General features: G+C 60.5%; 16 protein-coding genes and 2 pseudogenes. 12 read left to right on the top strand and 6 right to left on the bottom strand.

Going from position 1 to position 15,305, the window contains the following annotated elements:
• Positions 1-401: 401 nt before the first annotated feature.
• Positions 402-803 (bottom strand): DUF72 domain-containing protein, encoded by a 402-nt coding sequence (locus WX88_RS00090; protein ID WP_082115764.1) that lies wholly within the window; start codon positions 801-803, stop codon positions 402-404.
• A 217-nt stretch (positions 804-1,020) separates the two neighbouring features.
• Here WX88_RS00090 and WX88_RS00085 point away from each other — a divergent pair, with 217 nt between their 5' ends.
• From WX88_RS00085 to WX88_RS00070, 5 genes are all read left to right on the top strand, one after another.
• Positions 1,021-1,284 (top strand): hypothetical protein, encoded by a 264-nt coding sequence (locus tag WX88_RS00085; protein WP_046242303.1) that lies wholly within the window; start codon positions 1,021-1,023, stop codon positions 1,282-1,284.
• Complete coding sequence (locus tag WX88_RS29775; RefSeq protein ID WP_156175859.1) at positions 1,205-1,402, top strand: hypothetical protein; 198 nt, start codon at positions 1,205-1,207, stop codon at positions 1,400-1,402. The genes WX88_RS00085 and WX88_RS29775 overlap by 80 nt, the downstream gene beginning before the upstream one ends.
• 137 nt (positions 1,403-1,539) lie before the next feature.
• Complete coding sequence (locus tag WX88_RS00080) at positions 1,540-1,788, top strand: hypothetical protein (RefSeq protein ID WP_046242302.1); 249 nt, start codon at positions 1,540-1,542, stop codon at positions 1,786-1,788.
• 243 nt (positions 1,789-2,031) lie between these two features.
• Positions 2,032-2,331 carry a hypothetical protein gene (locus WX88_RS00075; RefSeq protein WP_046242301.1) on the top strand — a complete coding sequence of 100 codons (300 nt, stop codon included), beginning with the start codon at positions 2,032-2,034 and terminating at the stop codon, positions 2,329-2,331.
• Positions 2,312-4,981, top strand: coding sequence for a T9SS type A sorting domain-containing protein (locus tag WX88_RS00070; protein ID WP_046242300.1), 2,670 nt, complete (start codon positions 2,312-2,314; stop codon positions 4,979-4,981). The genes WX88_RS00075 and WX88_RS00070 overlap by 20 nt, the downstream gene beginning before the upstream one ends.
• A 310-nt stretch (positions 4,982-5,291) precedes the next feature.
• On the opposite strand, the pseudogene WX88_RS32045 reads toward WX88_RS00070, so the two are convergent.
• Positions 5,292-6,355 (bottom strand): annotated as a pseudogene (locus WX88_RS32045) (Tn3 family transposase).
• 156 nt (positions 6,356-6,511) lie between these two features.
• Positions 6,512-7,135 carry a porin family protein gene (locus WX88_RS00055; RefSeq protein ID WP_046242297.1) on the bottom strand — a complete coding sequence of 208 codons (624 nt, stop codon included), beginning with the start codon at positions 7,133-7,135 and terminating at the stop codon, positions 6,512-6,514.
• Between the two features lie 655 nt (positions 7,136-7,790).
• Between WX88_RS00055 and WX88_RS00045 the strand changes: the two genes are divergently transcribed.
• Both WX88_RS00045 and WX88_RS00040 read left to right on the top strand, forming a co-directional pair.
• Positions 7,791-8,411 (top strand): Abi-alpha family protein, encoded by a 621-nt coding sequence (locus tag WX88_RS00045; protein WP_046242296.1) that lies wholly within the window; start codon positions 7,791-7,793, stop codon positions 8,409-8,411.
• Positions 8,412-8,706: 295 nt separating this feature from the next.
• Positions 8,707-8,952, top strand: coding sequence for a hypothetical protein (locus WX88_RS00040; protein WP_046242295.1), 246 nt, complete (start codon positions 8,707-8,709; stop codon positions 8,950-8,952).
• A 237-nt stretch (positions 8,953-9,189) separates the two neighbouring features.
• Here the strand turns inward: WX88_RS00040 and WX88_RS00035 are convergent, their stop codons facing one another.
• Complete coding sequence (locus WX88_RS00035; RefSeq protein WP_046242294.1) at positions 9,190-9,486, bottom strand: hypothetical protein; 297 nt, start codon at positions 9,484-9,486, stop codon at positions 9,190-9,192.
• Positions 9,487-9,593: 107 nt separating this feature from the next.
• A complete protein-coding gene (locus WX88_RS00030) occupies positions 9,594-10,184 on the bottom strand; it encodes a hypothetical protein (RefSeq protein WP_046242293.1) in 591 nt (196 codons plus the stop codon).
• Between the two features lie 110 nt (positions 10,185-10,294).
• Between WX88_RS00030 and WX88_RS00025 the strand changes: the two genes are divergently transcribed.
• The gene (locus WX88_RS00025; RefSeq protein ID WP_046242292.1) at positions 10,295-10,735 is read left to right on the top strand and encodes a hypothetical protein; all 441 of its coding nucleotides are present in this window, start codon (positions 10,295-10,297) and stop codon (positions 10,733-10,735) included.
• A 50-nt stretch (positions 10,736-10,785) separates the two neighbouring features.
• Here the strand turns inward: WX88_RS00025 and WX88_RS00020 are convergent, their stop codons facing one another.
• Positions 10,786-11,211: a hypothetical protein gene (locus tag WX88_RS00020; protein WP_046242291.1), complete on the bottom strand. Its 426-nt coding sequence runs from the start codon at positions 11,209-11,211 to the stop codon at positions 10,786-10,788.
• A gap of 556 nt (positions 11,212-11,767) precedes the next feature.
• Here WX88_RS00020 and WX88_RS00015 point away from each other — a divergent pair.
• The 4 genes and pseudogenes from WX88_RS00015 to WX88_RS30655 form a co-directional block, all read left to right on the top strand.
• Positions 11,768-12,205, top strand: coding sequence for a DUF2846 domain-containing protein (locus WX88_RS00015; protein WP_046242290.1), 438 nt, complete (start codon positions 11,768-11,770; stop codon positions 12,203-12,205).
• A 256-nt stretch (positions 12,206-12,461) separates the two neighbouring features.
• On the top strand, positions 12,462-14,618 hold the full coding sequence (locus tag WX88_RS27000; RefSeq protein ID WP_052732193.1) for a M43 family zinc metalloprotease: 2,157 nt from the start codon (positions 12,462-12,464) through the stop codon (positions 14,616-14,618).
• Between the two features lie 214 nt (positions 14,619-14,832).
• A pseudogene (locus WX88_RS32305) lies at positions 14,833-14,935 on the top strand (transposase); the annotation flags it as partial.
• 94 nt (positions 14,936-15,029) lie between these two features.
• Positions 15,030-15,305 (top strand): transposase (locus WX88_RS30655; protein ID WP_197076623.1); only part of this gene is annotated, 276 nt, incomplete at its 3' end.

The raw sequence follows: 15,305 nt of genomic DNA, 5'->3' as shown, positions 1-15,305 counted from the left end.
AGCTGCTTAGCGTGTAAAACCGTCCTTTTGGAACAAGAACCCCATGGTCAAAGAAGGGCAGTGTATACACTTTCACCGACATCCCGGTGTATGATGCCCCCATTCTGATTGCTGATAAGAGTCTGATTACACTACTGTAGGCGCTCCGCTCTTGCTTTCGGGGTCGCGCCAGATGCTGTGATGAAAGGGTTGCCACTCGGGTAAGAGCGCTACATTTTTAAGCTTGTTAAAGGAGGGCTTTAGGGTTCATCCGGTGTAGCCTCGGCCCGTTCATGTGGTCGGGGCTACTTCTTTTTCAGCCAGGTGTGGCCTCGGTTAAAAGTTTGGTACAAAAGTTAAACGGGCAGCTCCACAGCCTGCTTGAATCACCGTTTCGCTGAACCCACATGGTGCTTTACTGCTCACGCCCGCTCCGCGACCAGCCGGTACAGGTCTTGGGCGTTTTCAAACGCGGCGCCCATGGTGTTGTTGAAGTAAGCGTACACGTCTTTCCCCTCTCGGAGGTAGTCGTGTACCTGCTCGGCCTGGTCGTGCAGAAAGTCGCGCTCGTAGGACGCGCGGTAGTTGCCCTGCGGGCCGTGGAAGCGCAGGTACACAAAGTCGGCCCCCTCGTTGAGCCGGGCGTTTCGGGCGGGGCCTTTGTCGTGCAGCACCAGGCTGGCGCTGTGCTGGTCCAGCATCTCCAACGCATCCTCGGCGTACCAGCTGGTGTGGCGAAACTCCACCGCTGTGCGCCTGGGCGTAGGCGGGGTCGTGCGGGTTGACGGGCTGGCCGGTGTAGGCCCACAAGTCGTACTGGTCAAACGAGGCGTTCAGCCGGCGGGACATGAGCCGCCAACATTCGCTGCCCCGGTACACGCGCAGCACCGCGAACACGGGATAAGCATTGCACATTTGCCCCGGATCTAATAAAAAACCCCGCCGGCCAGGTGCCGGCGGGGGGCTGGGGGGCGCTGCCGGGCTTACTGGGCCAGCTACGTCCTCACGGGCCTGAACCCCACCAGCACGTACTTCCACCGCGTGCGCGCCCTCACGGTGCCCGACCAAGGCGCCTACTCCAACGTGGTCGGCCAGGCTACTCCGCTGCCGGTGACGCTGACGACCTTCACGGCCACGGCCGAGGGCACCCAGGCCGTGCGCCTGGCCTGGGCCACGGCCTCAGAAACTAACAGTGCCCGCTTCGAAGTGGAGCGCAGCCTCGACGGTGCCCGATTCGACCGCAGCGGCGCGGTGGCGGCGGCTGGCAATAGCAGCAGCGCGCACCTACGAATGGCTCGACACTAAGCTGCTGACCAATGCCGCCACGCTCTACTACCGCTTGCGGCAGGTGGACCTGGACGGCACCGCCGACTACTCGCCGGTGCGCACCGTGGCCCGGGCCGTCCGCCTGATGGTGGAATAACCCGTTGGGTTAGCAATTGACACGAAAAGCCCCGGCGTTAAACGCCGGGGCTTTTCGTTTTCAGTCCAAATGCAGGTACTGGCGCTGGGCGCGCACCCGGAGTGGCGCTCATTCTGCACTCAATTTCCTGCTGCTGCATGAAACCTCTGTACCCCGTCGTGGCGGCCTTGCCCACGCTGCCCGCCGGCCCCGACCGCACCAAGCAGGACAACGAGCTGCGCAAGAGCAACGACCGCCGCGAGGAGCTGGTGGCCCGCCAGCAGCAGAGCGGCTCCAACAAGCTCCTCGAGCGCGAGCTAAACCAGGCCCTCATTGCCGCGCAGGTGCCCGTCGTGCAGGACCTCATCGCCCAGGTCACGGCTCACCGCGCCACGGTGCTCGCGTAGGCGCCGGGCGGGGAAACGTGGCGTTCCCGGCTGGCTCAGGCCCCCTCGCGGCCCGGCTGCTCCTGCCGGAGCGGCCGGGCTTTTTGCTGGGTGGCCAGCGGCCGTGGCGGCTAGATAGCAGTTGTCTCATCTATAGGAACGGGTGAATGCAAGGGGTACTTTTGCCGGCGCTGATGCTCAGCCCGGTAGGCCTTCCTGGTGGAAGCGGCGCCGGATGGTTCCCCGTCCCAACCCTGCTCTTGTATGCGTGCTCCTGTTTTTACCGTCCGCTGCCGGCCCGTCGGCCGGCGTCGCGCCCTGGCCGGCCTGGCCCTGCTGCTGGCCCTGCTACCACCGGCGGCCCGCGCCCAGGCCCCCACCGTGACCGTGACCCCGGCCGGCCCGCTCACGCTCTGCCCCGGCAGCAGCCAAACGCTCATGGCCGCCGTATCCGCGTTCAACGCGGCCGGCAGCGGGGTCAATCTCCCCGTGGAGGCGCTGGCCGTGCAGGCCGACGGCAAGCTGGGCCAGCGGCATCGTGAATGTGCTGGCCTTACAGCCTGACGGCCGGGTAGTGGTCGGGGGCAACTTCGTCAACTACAACGGCAATGCTGCTGCCCCGAACCGGGTGCTGCGCCTCAACGTTGACGGCTCGCTCGACAACACTTTCAATGCAGGCACGGGCACCCGCGGGACCGACGGCACCGTAGTCGCGCTGGCCTTACAGCCCGATGGCAAAGTGCTGGTCGGGGGTGAATTCAACGCCTACAACGGCCTCACCTCCGCCCCGGACTACGTGTTGCGCCTCAACGACGACGGCAGCTTGGATACCGGCTTCAACGCGGGCACGGGCACCCGCGGCACCAACGGCGTCGTGCTCGCGCTGGCCTTACAGCCCGATGGCAAAGTGCTGGTCGGGGGTGAATTCAACGCCTACAACGGCCTCACCTCCGCCCCGGACTACGTGTTGCGCCTCAACGACGACGGCAGCTTGGATACCGGCTTCAACGCGGGCACGGGCACCCGCGGCACCAACGGCGTCGTGCTCGCGCTGGCCTTACAGCCCGATGGCAAAGTGCTGGTCGGGGGTGAATTCAACGCCTACAACGGCCTCGCCTCCGCCCCGGACCGGGTGCTGCGCCTCAACGCCGACGGCACCCCCGACAACGGGGTGCTGGCCGGGCTGGCCTACACCTGGAGCAACGGGGCCACCGGGGCCAGCATCACGGTGAGCCAGCCGGGCGACTACCAGGTCACGGCCACCACTACCGCCAACGGCACCGGCTACAGCAACACCGTGCGCGTGAACGCCCCGCCCGCGGCGACGGTGAGCCTGACGCCGGCCGGCCCGCTGGCCCTGCCGGCCGGCGGCAGCGCCACGCTCACGGCCACGGCCACGGTGGCGGGCTTCAACACGGCGGGCAGCGGCGCCAGTAGCATCGTGTTCGCGCTGGCCGTGCAGCCCGACGGCAAGGTGCTGGTCGGCGGTGGCTTCACCGGCTACAACGGGGTTGCTACCGCCCCGGACCAAGTGCTGCGCTTGAACGCCGACGGCACCCCTGACCCCACCTTCAACCCCGGCGGCAGCGGCGCCAACGGGGTCGTGCGGGCGCTGGCCGTGCTGCCCAGCGGCAAGGTGCTGGTCGGGGGCGACTTTAGCGAGTACAACGGAACGGCCACCCCGTTCGGGGTGCTGCGCCTGAACGCCGACGGCACCCTCGACCCCGCCTTCAACACCGGCGGTAGCGGCGCCAACAGCAGCGTGTTCGCGCTGGCCGTGCAGCCCGATGGCAAAGTGCTAGTCGGCGGCGACTTCACCGGCTACAACGGCATCGTCCCCTTGGTGGGGGTGCTGCGTCTCAACGCCGACGGCACCCGCGACAACACCTTCAACCCCGGCGGCAGCGGCACCAACAACACGGTGTTTGCGCTGGCCGTGCAGCCCGACGGCAAGGTAGTCGTTGGGGGCGGCTTTACTGGCTACAACGGCACCACGGCCCCGGTCGGGGTACTGCGCTTGAATGCCGACGGCACCCGTGACAACACCTTCAACCCCGGCGGCAGCGGCACCAACACTACCGTGCGGGCGCTAGCCGTGCAGCCCGATGGCAAGGTGCTCGTCGGCGGGCAGTTTACGCTCTATAATAACGGGGCCGCCGCCCCGGACTACGTGTTGCGCCTCAACGCCGACGGCAGCTTGGACAATGCCTTCAACCTCGGCGGCAGCGGGCTTGACAATGCCGTGTACGCGCTGGTCCGGCAGCCCGACGGCAAGGTGCTGGTGGGCGGCGACTTCACCGCCTACAACGGGGCCGCCGCCCCGGACCGCGTGCTGCGCCTCAACGCCGACGGCAGCTTGGATGCCACCTTCAACGCGGGCAGCGGCACCAACGGCAGCGTGCTGGTGCTGGCCCCGCAGGCCGACGACCGGGTGCTGGTGGGGGGCATTTTTACCACCTACAACGGGGGCGCCGCTCCGGATTATCTGCTGCGCCTCACCGCCAGCGGCAGCCTCGACAACGCGGCCACGGCCCTGCCGGGCGCCGCGTTCGTCATTGGCCCCGGCGGCACCCCCGGCCCCACCCGCACCGTGAGCACGGCCGGCACCTACACGGCCACGGCCACCGACCCGGCCACGGGCTGCGCCTACCTCTCCAACGCCGTGGTGGTGACCACCGCGCCCTTGCCCGTGGAGCTGACGGCCTTCACGGCCGTGGCCGAGGGGCCGGCCGCCGTGCGCTTGGCCTGGGCCACGGCCTCGGAGCTGAACAGCGCCCGCTTCGAGGTGGAGCGCAGCGCCGACGGCACCCGCTTCGAGCGCATGGCCACGGTGGCCGCGGCCGGCAACAGCAGCAGCGCCCGCGCCTACGAATTGCTGGATTCCAAGCTGCCCGCAGGCGTAGTTACCTTCTATTACCGCCTGAAGCAAGTGGACACGGACGGCACGTTCAGCTACTCGCCGGTGCGCGTAGTGGTCTTCAGCCACAAGTCGGTTGAGGGGCTGCTGCTGGCTCCCAACCCGGCCCGGGCCACCACCCTGACCGGCGCCGTGGCCGGCGCTTCGGTCACGGTGTTTGACGCCGTGGGCCGCGCTGTGCTCTCTGCCACGGCCGATGCAGCGGGTACGGCGCAGCTGGTGCTGCCCGCCGGGCTGCCGACGGGCGTGTACGTGGTGCGCGTGGGAGGCAAAGCCCTGCGCCTCATGGTGGAGTAAAGCAGGGCGCTCCATCCAGCCGCTGACCCATCGGTTGCCGGGCGAACTGCCGCCGCGACCGGTTACAGGCTTCCCGACTTCTTCTGTGGCGAACCGGGGGATTACGCCGACCTGCTCCGCCGCGCCGGGCGCCGTGCTTTACGGCCGCACCTGTCAAATACATTACTTTATGAGAATTCACTAGATGAATCCCAGTTTATACAAAAGTTGTTTAAGTGGCTCAGCATGAGTTTATAATCTTGAATTTGTGCTACTTGTAGACAGGCATTATTTTACAATAGTGGCCTTGGTTAAAATTTTGGTCCAAAAGTTAATCAGACGGTGCCGTTGCCTGTTCCCAGTTGAAGGCAAAGAGGGCTTCGAGGTCAAAGCGGAGCGAGTCTTTGAGAGCATCGTCGGAGAAATCAAATTCGCCGTGCAGGTTGATGTGCTGCCAGCTCACGGGCGAACTGGCCGCAATGGCGTCGGCTACCTGCTGGCACTCAGCCCCGGGCGCCTGGAATAAGTACTGATTGAGGTAGAGGCAATTCCAGCAGACAATCACGTTTTGCACCAGCTGTTTGCAGGCATCGGCCACCTGCTGTTCTTCCTTGCCAGCGTAGGGAATCTGCCCGTTTTGGCCATAGAACACGGCCCGGGCGAAGGTATGCGTGCTTTCGAGCTTATCCAGCTGCTCGTCGATGCGCTTGCGCAGGCTTTGGTCGTCCATGTACCGGATCAGAAACTCGGTGCGCATCACCCGGCCCAACTCGCGCAGGGCCAGGTAGACGGGGTGCTGCTGCGAGTAGGAGTTAAGCCGACGCAGCAGCGTGGAAGCCGTGACGTGCTTTTGCTTGAGGCTCACCACCAGCCGCAGCAGCGTTCCCACTGGGCCCCGATAAGGGTATGGTCGACATACTTGACCGGGGTCAGGCCGTAAGCCGTCAGGTCGGGCACGTCCATGTCGGCGAAGGCGTAGAGCTGCTGGTCCTGAAAGGAGTGGATGCGCGGCGCGAATTCAATCCCCAGCAAGGCGGTGAGGGCGAAATTGACTTCCGTAAAGCCGTGGGTATCCGTACTGTGGATGGTGGACTCCACAACGTCGTTGTGCAGCAGGCCGTCGACCAAATAGGCGGCTTCGCGCTCGGACGAGCTGAACGTGGTCGAGTAGAAGAGCCGGTGCCGGTCGTCGAGAAAGCCGGCCTTGGTTAAAAGTTTGGTACCAAAGTCGCGTTTGCCGGTTTCCTCGATCAGGCGGCGTATCAAAACGCCGTTGGGGGCACGCTTGGGGTAAGTTAGGTTGCCCAAACCGGTTTCGGATACCGCTTTGCGATCGTCAAGGGCCGGATACCAGTGGGACAAGCACGGGCACCCCAAAAGGCCTCTTTTGGTCATTGTTTGCTGTCTGTCAAATCTTTGCAGTCGCAAGCGCGACTTTGGTACCAAACGTTTAACCAAGGCCATCACTCTTTGGGACTATACACCTAGGGGCTGTTGTTAGATAAATAGAAGACCAATGCCGGGCTAAGCGTTCAGCAATCTTCTCTTAGTCTACTTATTCCGCCCGAAAGTGTAGCCGATGCCCAAATTATAGCTCAGGCCCATTTTCACGGCTTCGTGGGTTTTGGTCACGTCCCGGTTATCGGTGAAAGTGAACTTGTCATCCTTCAGTGAGGTAGCCACGTCGTACCAGTAGCGGGTGGAAAGCTCCACGTTAAGACCGGTTTTCTTGCCCAGGTAGCGGCGGTAGTAGATGCCGGGTCCCAAGGTGTACGTGGTGTATTTGGCTTCGGCTTTGGTGTCGGCGAACGTGACGTTGTAGCGGTGAGCCTTCACCTCCATGCGGATGTCGAGGGTGGGAGCCAGGCGGTAGCCCACGCCGAAGCCCGTGGTCCACGGCACTTTAATGGTAGCACCCTGGGCTTTTTGCTCACTATTGCTGAGGCTGCTAGGATATTTCAGGAAGCCGCCGTGTGAATATTCCAGCGTCAGACGGTTTTTGGCGTAGTACACCCCGTTGAGGTTGAAGCCCCCCAGCAAGATGGGTTGCACCAGTTTGGCCCCGAGCGTGAAGGTGTTGCCGTAGGGCAGTTGCTTCTGCGGGCGGCTCTCGGTCTGAGCGTGGGCGTGGGCGGCCGTGAGGCAAAGAACGGCGGCGGTCACAAGCTTTTTCATGGTCCTAAGAAGTTGAGGGGTGATGAGGTGGTTGAACGAGGCAAAGGTGAGGCCTCCCCTGACCCAGAATCGTTGATCTGAGTTAAGAAAGACCGGCCTGGCAGCAGCCCCCGCGCCGCCCGCCCCGGCCCGCATCCAGGTCGGCCAGTGCGACAAGCAGGTGGCCTACAACCTGCCCGCCCAGCGCTTCGACGAAACCGCCCGGGCCATCGCCCGCGCCACGGGCTGCTTCATCCGCTACCCCGACCGCTCGCTCGTCAACGTGCCCGTCCAGCCCGTGCGCGGTCGGGGTAGCGGATGAAGCAGCCCGTGGCGCGGGCGATGGCCCTGCGCATCGTGCGCGAAACCCCCAACCTGATCGAGGTCGCCCGCCAACCCGTCCGCTAGGCCAACCGTGGCTGTTGCAGCACGCTGTTCCACTCTGTTAAAGAGGGCTTCGATAAGTCGGATCACGGTAGAAAGACAATGCTGGCCTCGGTTAAAAGTTTGGTACAGAAGTTAAGCGCGTCACCTCCAAACGTGCTACCCACCTGCTAGCAACCTGCCTTCAGAGGTGTTTAGGGCGGTTTGTGCAATCCGAAGACAGGTAAAGTAGAATTCCCGGTCGTGCTGCCCCTACCTCACCAGTCAGAGCTTTTTTGTAGCTTGCCTATCTATGGCCGCTGACCTCATCACCCTCGCCGAGGGCGCCTTGCTTACCCAGTTCCTCACCCCCACGGCCAAACACTACGGCGAGGCGGCGCTCAAGCGCATTCAACAACTCAGTGAACGGGCCAAGGCGCTGCTAGGTGCCGCTGGCCGGGACGCCCAGCCCATCGAGGAAAAGGTATTGTTTCCATTGGTGCAGGCGGCGGCGCTGGAATCAGATGAATCTCTAGCCGAGAAGTGGGCGGCGCTGCTGGCCAACGCGGCGGACCCGGCCCAGCGAGTGAACATCGGCCGTGGCTTCGTCGAAGTGCTGCGACAGCTTGAGCCTGCCGACGCCTTGGTATTGGAGCGCCTTTACCAAGCCATACGCTCGGATGACCGCGACGCCCTTACCTGGGAATCGGCCCCTGTCCACACGAAAAACTTCGGTAAGGAGTTAGGGTTGGCTCCGAAGCAATTTGCGGTTAGCATTGATACGCTGCTACGGCTGCGGCTCTGTGCATTGCCCACACCTCGGAAGCGAACCCTCGACAGCGGAATGGAGCCGACTTCCGCCGCCACTTTTCAGGTATGCCCAACCGTTTTCGGGCGCGAGTTCTTAGCTGCCTGCACCCCGCCTGCTGAATAGGACTTGTTGCCTGCTTATTCCACCCCTAGTTGGGGGCCGCTCAGAAAACGGAAAATATAGCACGTTAAGGGCTGCCAGGGCTAGGCGTCAATTCAAAGTCTGCGACCCGGAGGTTTTGCCCTATTTGTTTGACAACACCCAACTGTAGAGAAAAGCACCGTTTGGCTGAACGCAAGTTCTGCTAGGCTGACCAACCAGGTGGACCCGGCCCCCCGCGCCTGGGTACTGGCCTCTTTTTCTTTCCTATCTTGGCCCGCCGGAAGGACTCCCCTTTCTGCTATTGCCGCCCCGCCATATGCCCCTGCTCCCGTTCTACGCCCATCTGTTGTTCCGGGCGGCCGCGCTGCTCGCGGCGGGGTTCGCCCTGGCCTGCCTCGCGGTCATCAACGTGCTGGGTGGGGCCCTGCCGGGCGTGGAACTGAACGAGCTGGTGGCCCGCGCGGCGACGGCGTTGCACCGCGACGCCGGCCGGCTGCTGGCTTCGGCCCGGGCCCGCACAGCCCCGGAGCCCCCCGTTTCCAGGTCCGGCGACGCCGGGTAAGCCCCGGGGAGTGACTCCCTCGACAAGCCGCGGCACCTGCCGGGTCGTAGCGCATTTTGGGTGGGTATTTATTTTCATATAACCCCCAAAATGAGGCGCTGGGGCCCGTTTATTGCCAGGAAAGTGCTTGGTAGCTTCCCCGTAGAGGCCAGAGCGAAGGGAGCATTAGCTCGACCAGTCGGCTGGCATATTCCTCCTTTGCTTGAACCACCGTTTGGCTGAACTCTCTTATGGTAGTTAATTAATGCTAATCCGTTCAATGCGCCATTGCTTAACAGGCGTCCCGGGCTGGATGCGCTCGTAGTACTGAATTTTGTCTAGAAACATCTTCACCTGCTCGCCACTGGGGGCCGAAGAAATGAATTTAAAGGCCTCGGGGTACTCCTTTTTCAGCAGCTCCCGGAAACGAACAATGGCGCTGTCTTCTTGATAATAAAATTCCGACAGCTCGACCCTCTTTCTCACCTGCGTCGTCGTGGCGAAGTCGTAGCGGGTGAAGGTCTGGTAGAGGACATGATAAGCGGTCACAGGCATCCGGTGGGAAAGTAGGTCAGGACGCAAAGTAAAGGGGAAGCCCAGCGTACAAGAACGCTACCTTGTTTGAACCACCCTTTCGCTGAACTACAGGCAGTCAAGCTTCTCTACTTCTTTTCAAACAAAGCGAGAATGGCAGCAAACGTGGGGTCACCCGCCAACGGGGCTGCCCACTGCTCGGGTAGTTGAAAGTCGGCGGAAGGGTGTAGCAAGGGGGACATGGGCGTTGTAGCAGCGGCATGCATGTGGGCAACCAAGTTCTGCACGTCGGTTAAGGCTTCCCCGGTGCACTGCGTCGAGACGACCAGCCCGCACGCGCGGTCCGGCAGGGCAATCCAGTAGCCCTCCGGGAAAATGCGCCGCAACTCGGCTTGCAATAACACCTTGCTGGAGCTGCACGTGTCCTCGTCGTTCACAAACGCAATCCACTCCAGTGCGCCTGTTTCGGACTCCTTGCTTTGGCGATGAAACCACTGCGTCTGCCGCACATTGTCCAGGGCCTGTTGTGGCCACTGTGCGGACGCGGCTTCGAGTTCGACGTACTCGTCGCGGGTCAGATAGGTCAAGCCCTCTCCAAACGCGACCCACGTCAGCAAAAAGGCCGGGTTTGGCAGCGGCAGGTGCGGCAAGTCCCAGTTGTTGAGCTGCACATACTCGGCCGGAACAATCAGCGGCTGCAGGTGGCGTAGGTCAACCATTCAAACAAGGGAATAAGCGATGAGCTGGTAAATGTATTCCGGGTTTAGCTTCGCACCATTTCGCTGAACTAGGTTTCTACTTTTGTCGGCATTCCTAAAACCGCGTCCCTATGAGTACCCACTTTGCCATTCGGCGCGATGACGAAGCCTTGGATAAGCTCATTCAATCGGCCCAGCTTCAGCCCCTGCTGAGCAATGCCAAGTGGGTGAAGCTGCTCGATGCCTTGGTGAAGAATTGGCCCTTCGTCCACACGTGTACCGTCAAGCTCATTTGGGAAGAGGCAAGCGGGGAACGAAGGCTGCTGTTCGACGAGAATACGAGCTTTGCGTTTGACTACTACGCCAACGCCATGGAAGCCATGGTGAGTGGTAGCCCCCGGTTGGGGGGCTGGGTGGCCTACAAGGAGATTGAATGGCTGGATTTTCCCCGATTTGCAGGAGATGCAGAGCAGAATCTCGGGCATCTGCAGCAGCACCTGGCTCAAATCGGGCAGTTTAGGGTGGAGGAATCAGCCGATAACTTGCGCCTCTACGCTTACCTGCGGCCCTAGTGCTCTTTGGCCCCTTTTTCTATACTATCCTGCGTGGTTGAAAAGCGTAATTAAGCTGCTACTTCCGCAATGGAGATTGCCGCTACATCTGCCACTAAGCAGGATACTAGGCGGCCATACCCAATCAAGGAAAGAAGATGTGTCCACGCGGCGGCCTTCCTCCCATACGCTAGGTGATAGTTGGCCCGGGTCTGCTGCATGAGCTTGTCAAAGCCGGCAGCGGGCATATAAACCCCGTTTTCGATGGAAAGCACCTGGGACAATTCCTCAAGGGCCAGAAAGCAGGTGCGGGAGGAAGTTTCTGTATTGGCTAAGGTGGCGCCGGCAAAAGCGAGGTAGTCCGTTGACAGGGACAGGACGACTTTCTGGTCGTTTTCGCCCAAGACGAGTACCAGCTGCAGGTGACCTTCGGCATAGGTATAAGACTCCAGCACGGAATCGCCGCTGTTGCTAACTACGTCGGCTAGGGTTATCATCGTAAAAGGCTAAGAAGCTGTTTGAGTTAGCCCGTCCGGTGTAGAGACGCCACCCTTCGCGTCTCGTCGTTGAACGAATACGGGCGCACGGCGCGAACGACGAGACACGAAGGGTGGCGTCTCTACATTGTTCTCGCAGCTTCTTAGCCCTTCAGCCGCACTTTATCAAAAATGGTATCCTTCTATGAATAAGAAAGCAGTGGTTCTCTTGACTGCCTGAAACCGCCTTTTTACGGCCGCTTTGGAGCTATTCTTTCTTGCGAAGCAAATGAACAGTTTTTAGTAATATATGATAAATACAGGAAAAATATGCTTATTATATAAATTTACCCGTTTGCAAGAAACTCCCCTTTTCCGAGTGGCTTCGCCAGTTGGCGGGCTAAGCCACCCGGTTAGGCGAGCGGGGCGGAGAAATTTATCCCACTATACAACCTTCTGTCCTCTGGCTACCTCATGCCTACAATTGCCCCACGCTAACTGGGGTTGAAGAACCCCTAAGCGGGCATTTTACTTAATTCTAGCCACCAAAATCCTTACTCACTTTTTACTGAAATCTGTGAAAACTCCTGTTCATCACCTGCTGACCGTAGGTTTATTCCTCACAAGTACCGCCTTTCAACCTGCTGTCCAGCCCCCCGATAACGTTGCAACGGTGTATATCTACCGGAATGGCCGGTATAGAGGGGCCCCTCTTAATCACGCTATTTATATCAATGGGGTGCAGGTTTGCAAACTCAGTAACAAGCGGTACATCGAGTATAAAGCTAATCCAGGAACTATAGACATTATCGCTCAAAGCGGCGGTATAGAAGTTCTTAAATTTGAAACCGCTTTAAAATTACCGGTCGAGGCGGGTCACACGTACTATGTGCGCGGCAAGTTGAAAACGAACCTTGTTCACTCAAGCCTTGAGCTCTCGGAAGTAGCCGAAGATATTGCCAAGCCCGATATCGCCAAGCTCACGGTTGACAGATGTCAAAATAAGGACAAGTAACGGCTATTTAGGGGCTCTCTCAGGAAACGGATAATGTAAGGGTATCACAGTACTAGGGAAGTACATGCTTAGCGTGTACTTCCCTAGTACTGTGATACCCTTACATTACTTGCTTCATCAGAAAGGAAATCCTTTTTGATGGAGCAAAATCTGCTTAATCTGATTGTTCGAACTCCCAACCAACCTTCCCGGAATTCCTGGCCTCAGTGGGTACACAACTCCCAAAACATACTCTTACATTTTTTCACCAGCTTTCATGTTAAGAAACATTTATTCCTCACTGTTAATTGCTGCTCTCGCCCTGACCGGCTTAGGGGCCAACGCGCAGGGCCAACTCAACAAAGGCAGCCGCGAGTGGTGCGGTACGACGGCCGAGCGGGAGCGCTACTTCACGGAGCATCCGGGTGCCCGCGCGGCCGAGCAGGCGCTCTACCAGCGGCTGAAGGCCATGCCCTCGCTTGGGCAGCGCGGCCCGGCCGCCGCCCCCGACGTGACCATTCCGGTGGTCGTGCACATCATTCACTCCGGTGGTGCCGACAACATCAGCGACCAGCAGCTGGACCGGGCTATTGGCCAACTGAACGCCGATTTTCAGAAACTGAATACCGATGCCTCCCAGACCATCCCGCTGTTTCAGCCGATTGCGGCGGCGGTAGGCTTCCAGTTCCGGCTGGCTAAGAAGGACCCCAACGGCAATTGCACGACCGGCATTACGCGCCACTATGCCCCCGCGCTCGTGTCCGACGACCTATCGGGCGCGGTGCAGGCCCTGTCCACCTGGGACCCCACCCGCTATCTGAATATTTGGGTGGTGAGTACTATTCGTGGTGCACTCGGAGGATCTGCTTTGGGTTATGTGTCCTCGCCCGCAAACCCAACCAATCCACGCGACGGCATCACCATACGCAGCGACCGGTTTGACGACCAAAGCACCATCAATCTCGATCCCTTGCTCTCTCAGCCTCGGACAATCACCCACGAAGTTGGCCACTATTTCGGCCTGAGGCATACCTGGGGAATCACCATCTTCGGCACCGGCGACTGCACCGGCACCGACAACGTGGCTGACACGCCGCCTACCGACGGCACCTACATCTGCAACCTGGCTTATGCCCCGTGCGGCCCCGTCGCCAACGTGCAAAACTACATGGACTACGCTGGGTGTGCGACAATGTTTACCGAGGGCCAGAAAACGCTGATGCGCAATGTAGTGACGACCGTCCGGCCCGTCCTTGTTAGCCAAGCCAATCTGGGCGCCACTGGTACCAACGACGGCTACGTAGCGCCCGGCTGCGCTCCCATCGCGGCCTTCGGCCCGGCGCCGGGCTCTTCCACCAGTGTGTGCGTGAACACGCCCGTGACCTTGCGCGACTACTCCTCGAACTTCACCGCCGCTGGCGGCGTGCCCACCTACACCTGGTCGTTCCCGGGTGGCACCCCCGCCACTGCCACCGGCCCCACCGCAACCGTGGTTTATGCTACCGCCGGATTCTATACCGTGACCGAGACCGTACGTAACAGCTTCGGTAGCAGTACGGCCACCACTACCATCCGGGTAGATGGCCCAACGGGGGGCGAAACGGCGCCACTGAGGCAGTCGTTTGAAGATCCCAACTTCCCCGACCTGTTTCCGGCGCCTACCTTGCGCAACTACGAGAGGTTCAGTACCTTCGGAGCTGGTTGGCAGCGGCAAACGGGCCCTTCGGCTTCCAACGGCAGCGCCTACCTTTTTGTGAAAAACCTGGATCCGGGGGGGGCAGTTTCCACGCTTATTACGCCCAACATCAATCTGGCGAGCTTGACCGGCCCTGCGGTGCTCACCTTTGCCCGCGCCTACGCACTGCGCACGGTCGCCAGCGATGACCAACTACGCATCTCCTTTAGCAATGATTGCGGCACCAATTGGTCGCCCCCTGTGATCCTGCAAGCAACAACTCTTAGCACCGAGGGGCTCACGCCAATTAGAGACTACGCGCCCACCGCTTCTTCCGACTGGCAAACCCTGGTGGTACCCATTCCCGCACAGTACCAGGGCAGTGGTCTGTTTAAGATTCGCTTAGAAATGTTTGGCAGTCTTACTCCGAGTAACGACTTCTTCCTAGATGACCTGCGTGTGACGAGCCCGGTGGCAACTAAAACCACTGCCCTGACCCGCCACGGCATCAGCGTATATCCCAACCCGCTCACCAACGAAACGGCCGTCCATCTCAATCTGACTGCTGCCACCCAGGTGCAAGTGTACCTCACCGACATGCTCGGCCGCGAGGTGCTCGCGCTGCCGGCTAAAACGTATGGCGTGGGTGCCCAGACCTTGCCTCTACCAGTTGCTAGCCAACCCCTGAAAGCCGGCGTGTACGTGATGCGCATCGTGCTCAATGGGGAAACGTTCACCAGTAAGCTGACGGTGAAATAGCTTCACTAGAGTTTTCTCTACTACCGACGAATAATAAGCAAGGACACTCCACGGAGTGTCCTTGCTTATTAGAAGCTGTTTGCGTTAATTTCGGGTTATGCCTTCAGCACTTATTCCTGCGGCTCGCAAGCGGTATAGTTCCGATTTGTCGCTCCGAGACTGGCAGCGCTTAGCACCGTTGTTCGTAGTAGAACGACGCAGTAAATGGCCGCTGGCCGAAGTAGTTAACGCCATTTTGTACGTGCTCAAAAACGGCTGTGTATGGCGGGATTTGCCAGGCGATTTCCCCCCGTGGGGCACGGTTTACTGGTATTTCACGAAGTGGGAAGTCGACGGCACATGGACACGGGCCAGCACCTGCCTGAACGTGAGTGCTCGCGAAACGGCCCAAAAAAAGCCGGGCCCACGGCCGTGATTATCGACACGCAAAGTGTGAAGAACGCGGCGACGGCCACGGGCGCAACCGTGGGCTTCGACGCGGGCAAGCTGGTGAAAGGACGCAAGCGGCTCGTGCTGACCGATACGCTGGGCAATATCCTGGCTAGTCGGGTATTACCGGCCAACGAACACGATGGCACGGCGGCGATTGCCTTCTGGGACGAGGTCGTGGCCACCCATGACTTACTAGGCCACGTGCAGGTCGTTTTTGTGGATGGCACGTTTCAGGGGGCCTTCCGTGAACACTTG

The sequence above is a fragment of the Hymenobacter terrenus genome (assembly GCF_000972495.1).
GTDB lineage: Bacteria > Bacteroidota > Bacteroidia > Cytophagales > Hymenobacteraceae > Hymenobacter > Hymenobacter terrenus.
The sequence above is the reverse complement of the archived record's forward strand: the minus strand, read 5'-3'. Positions and strand labels throughout refer to the sequence as shown.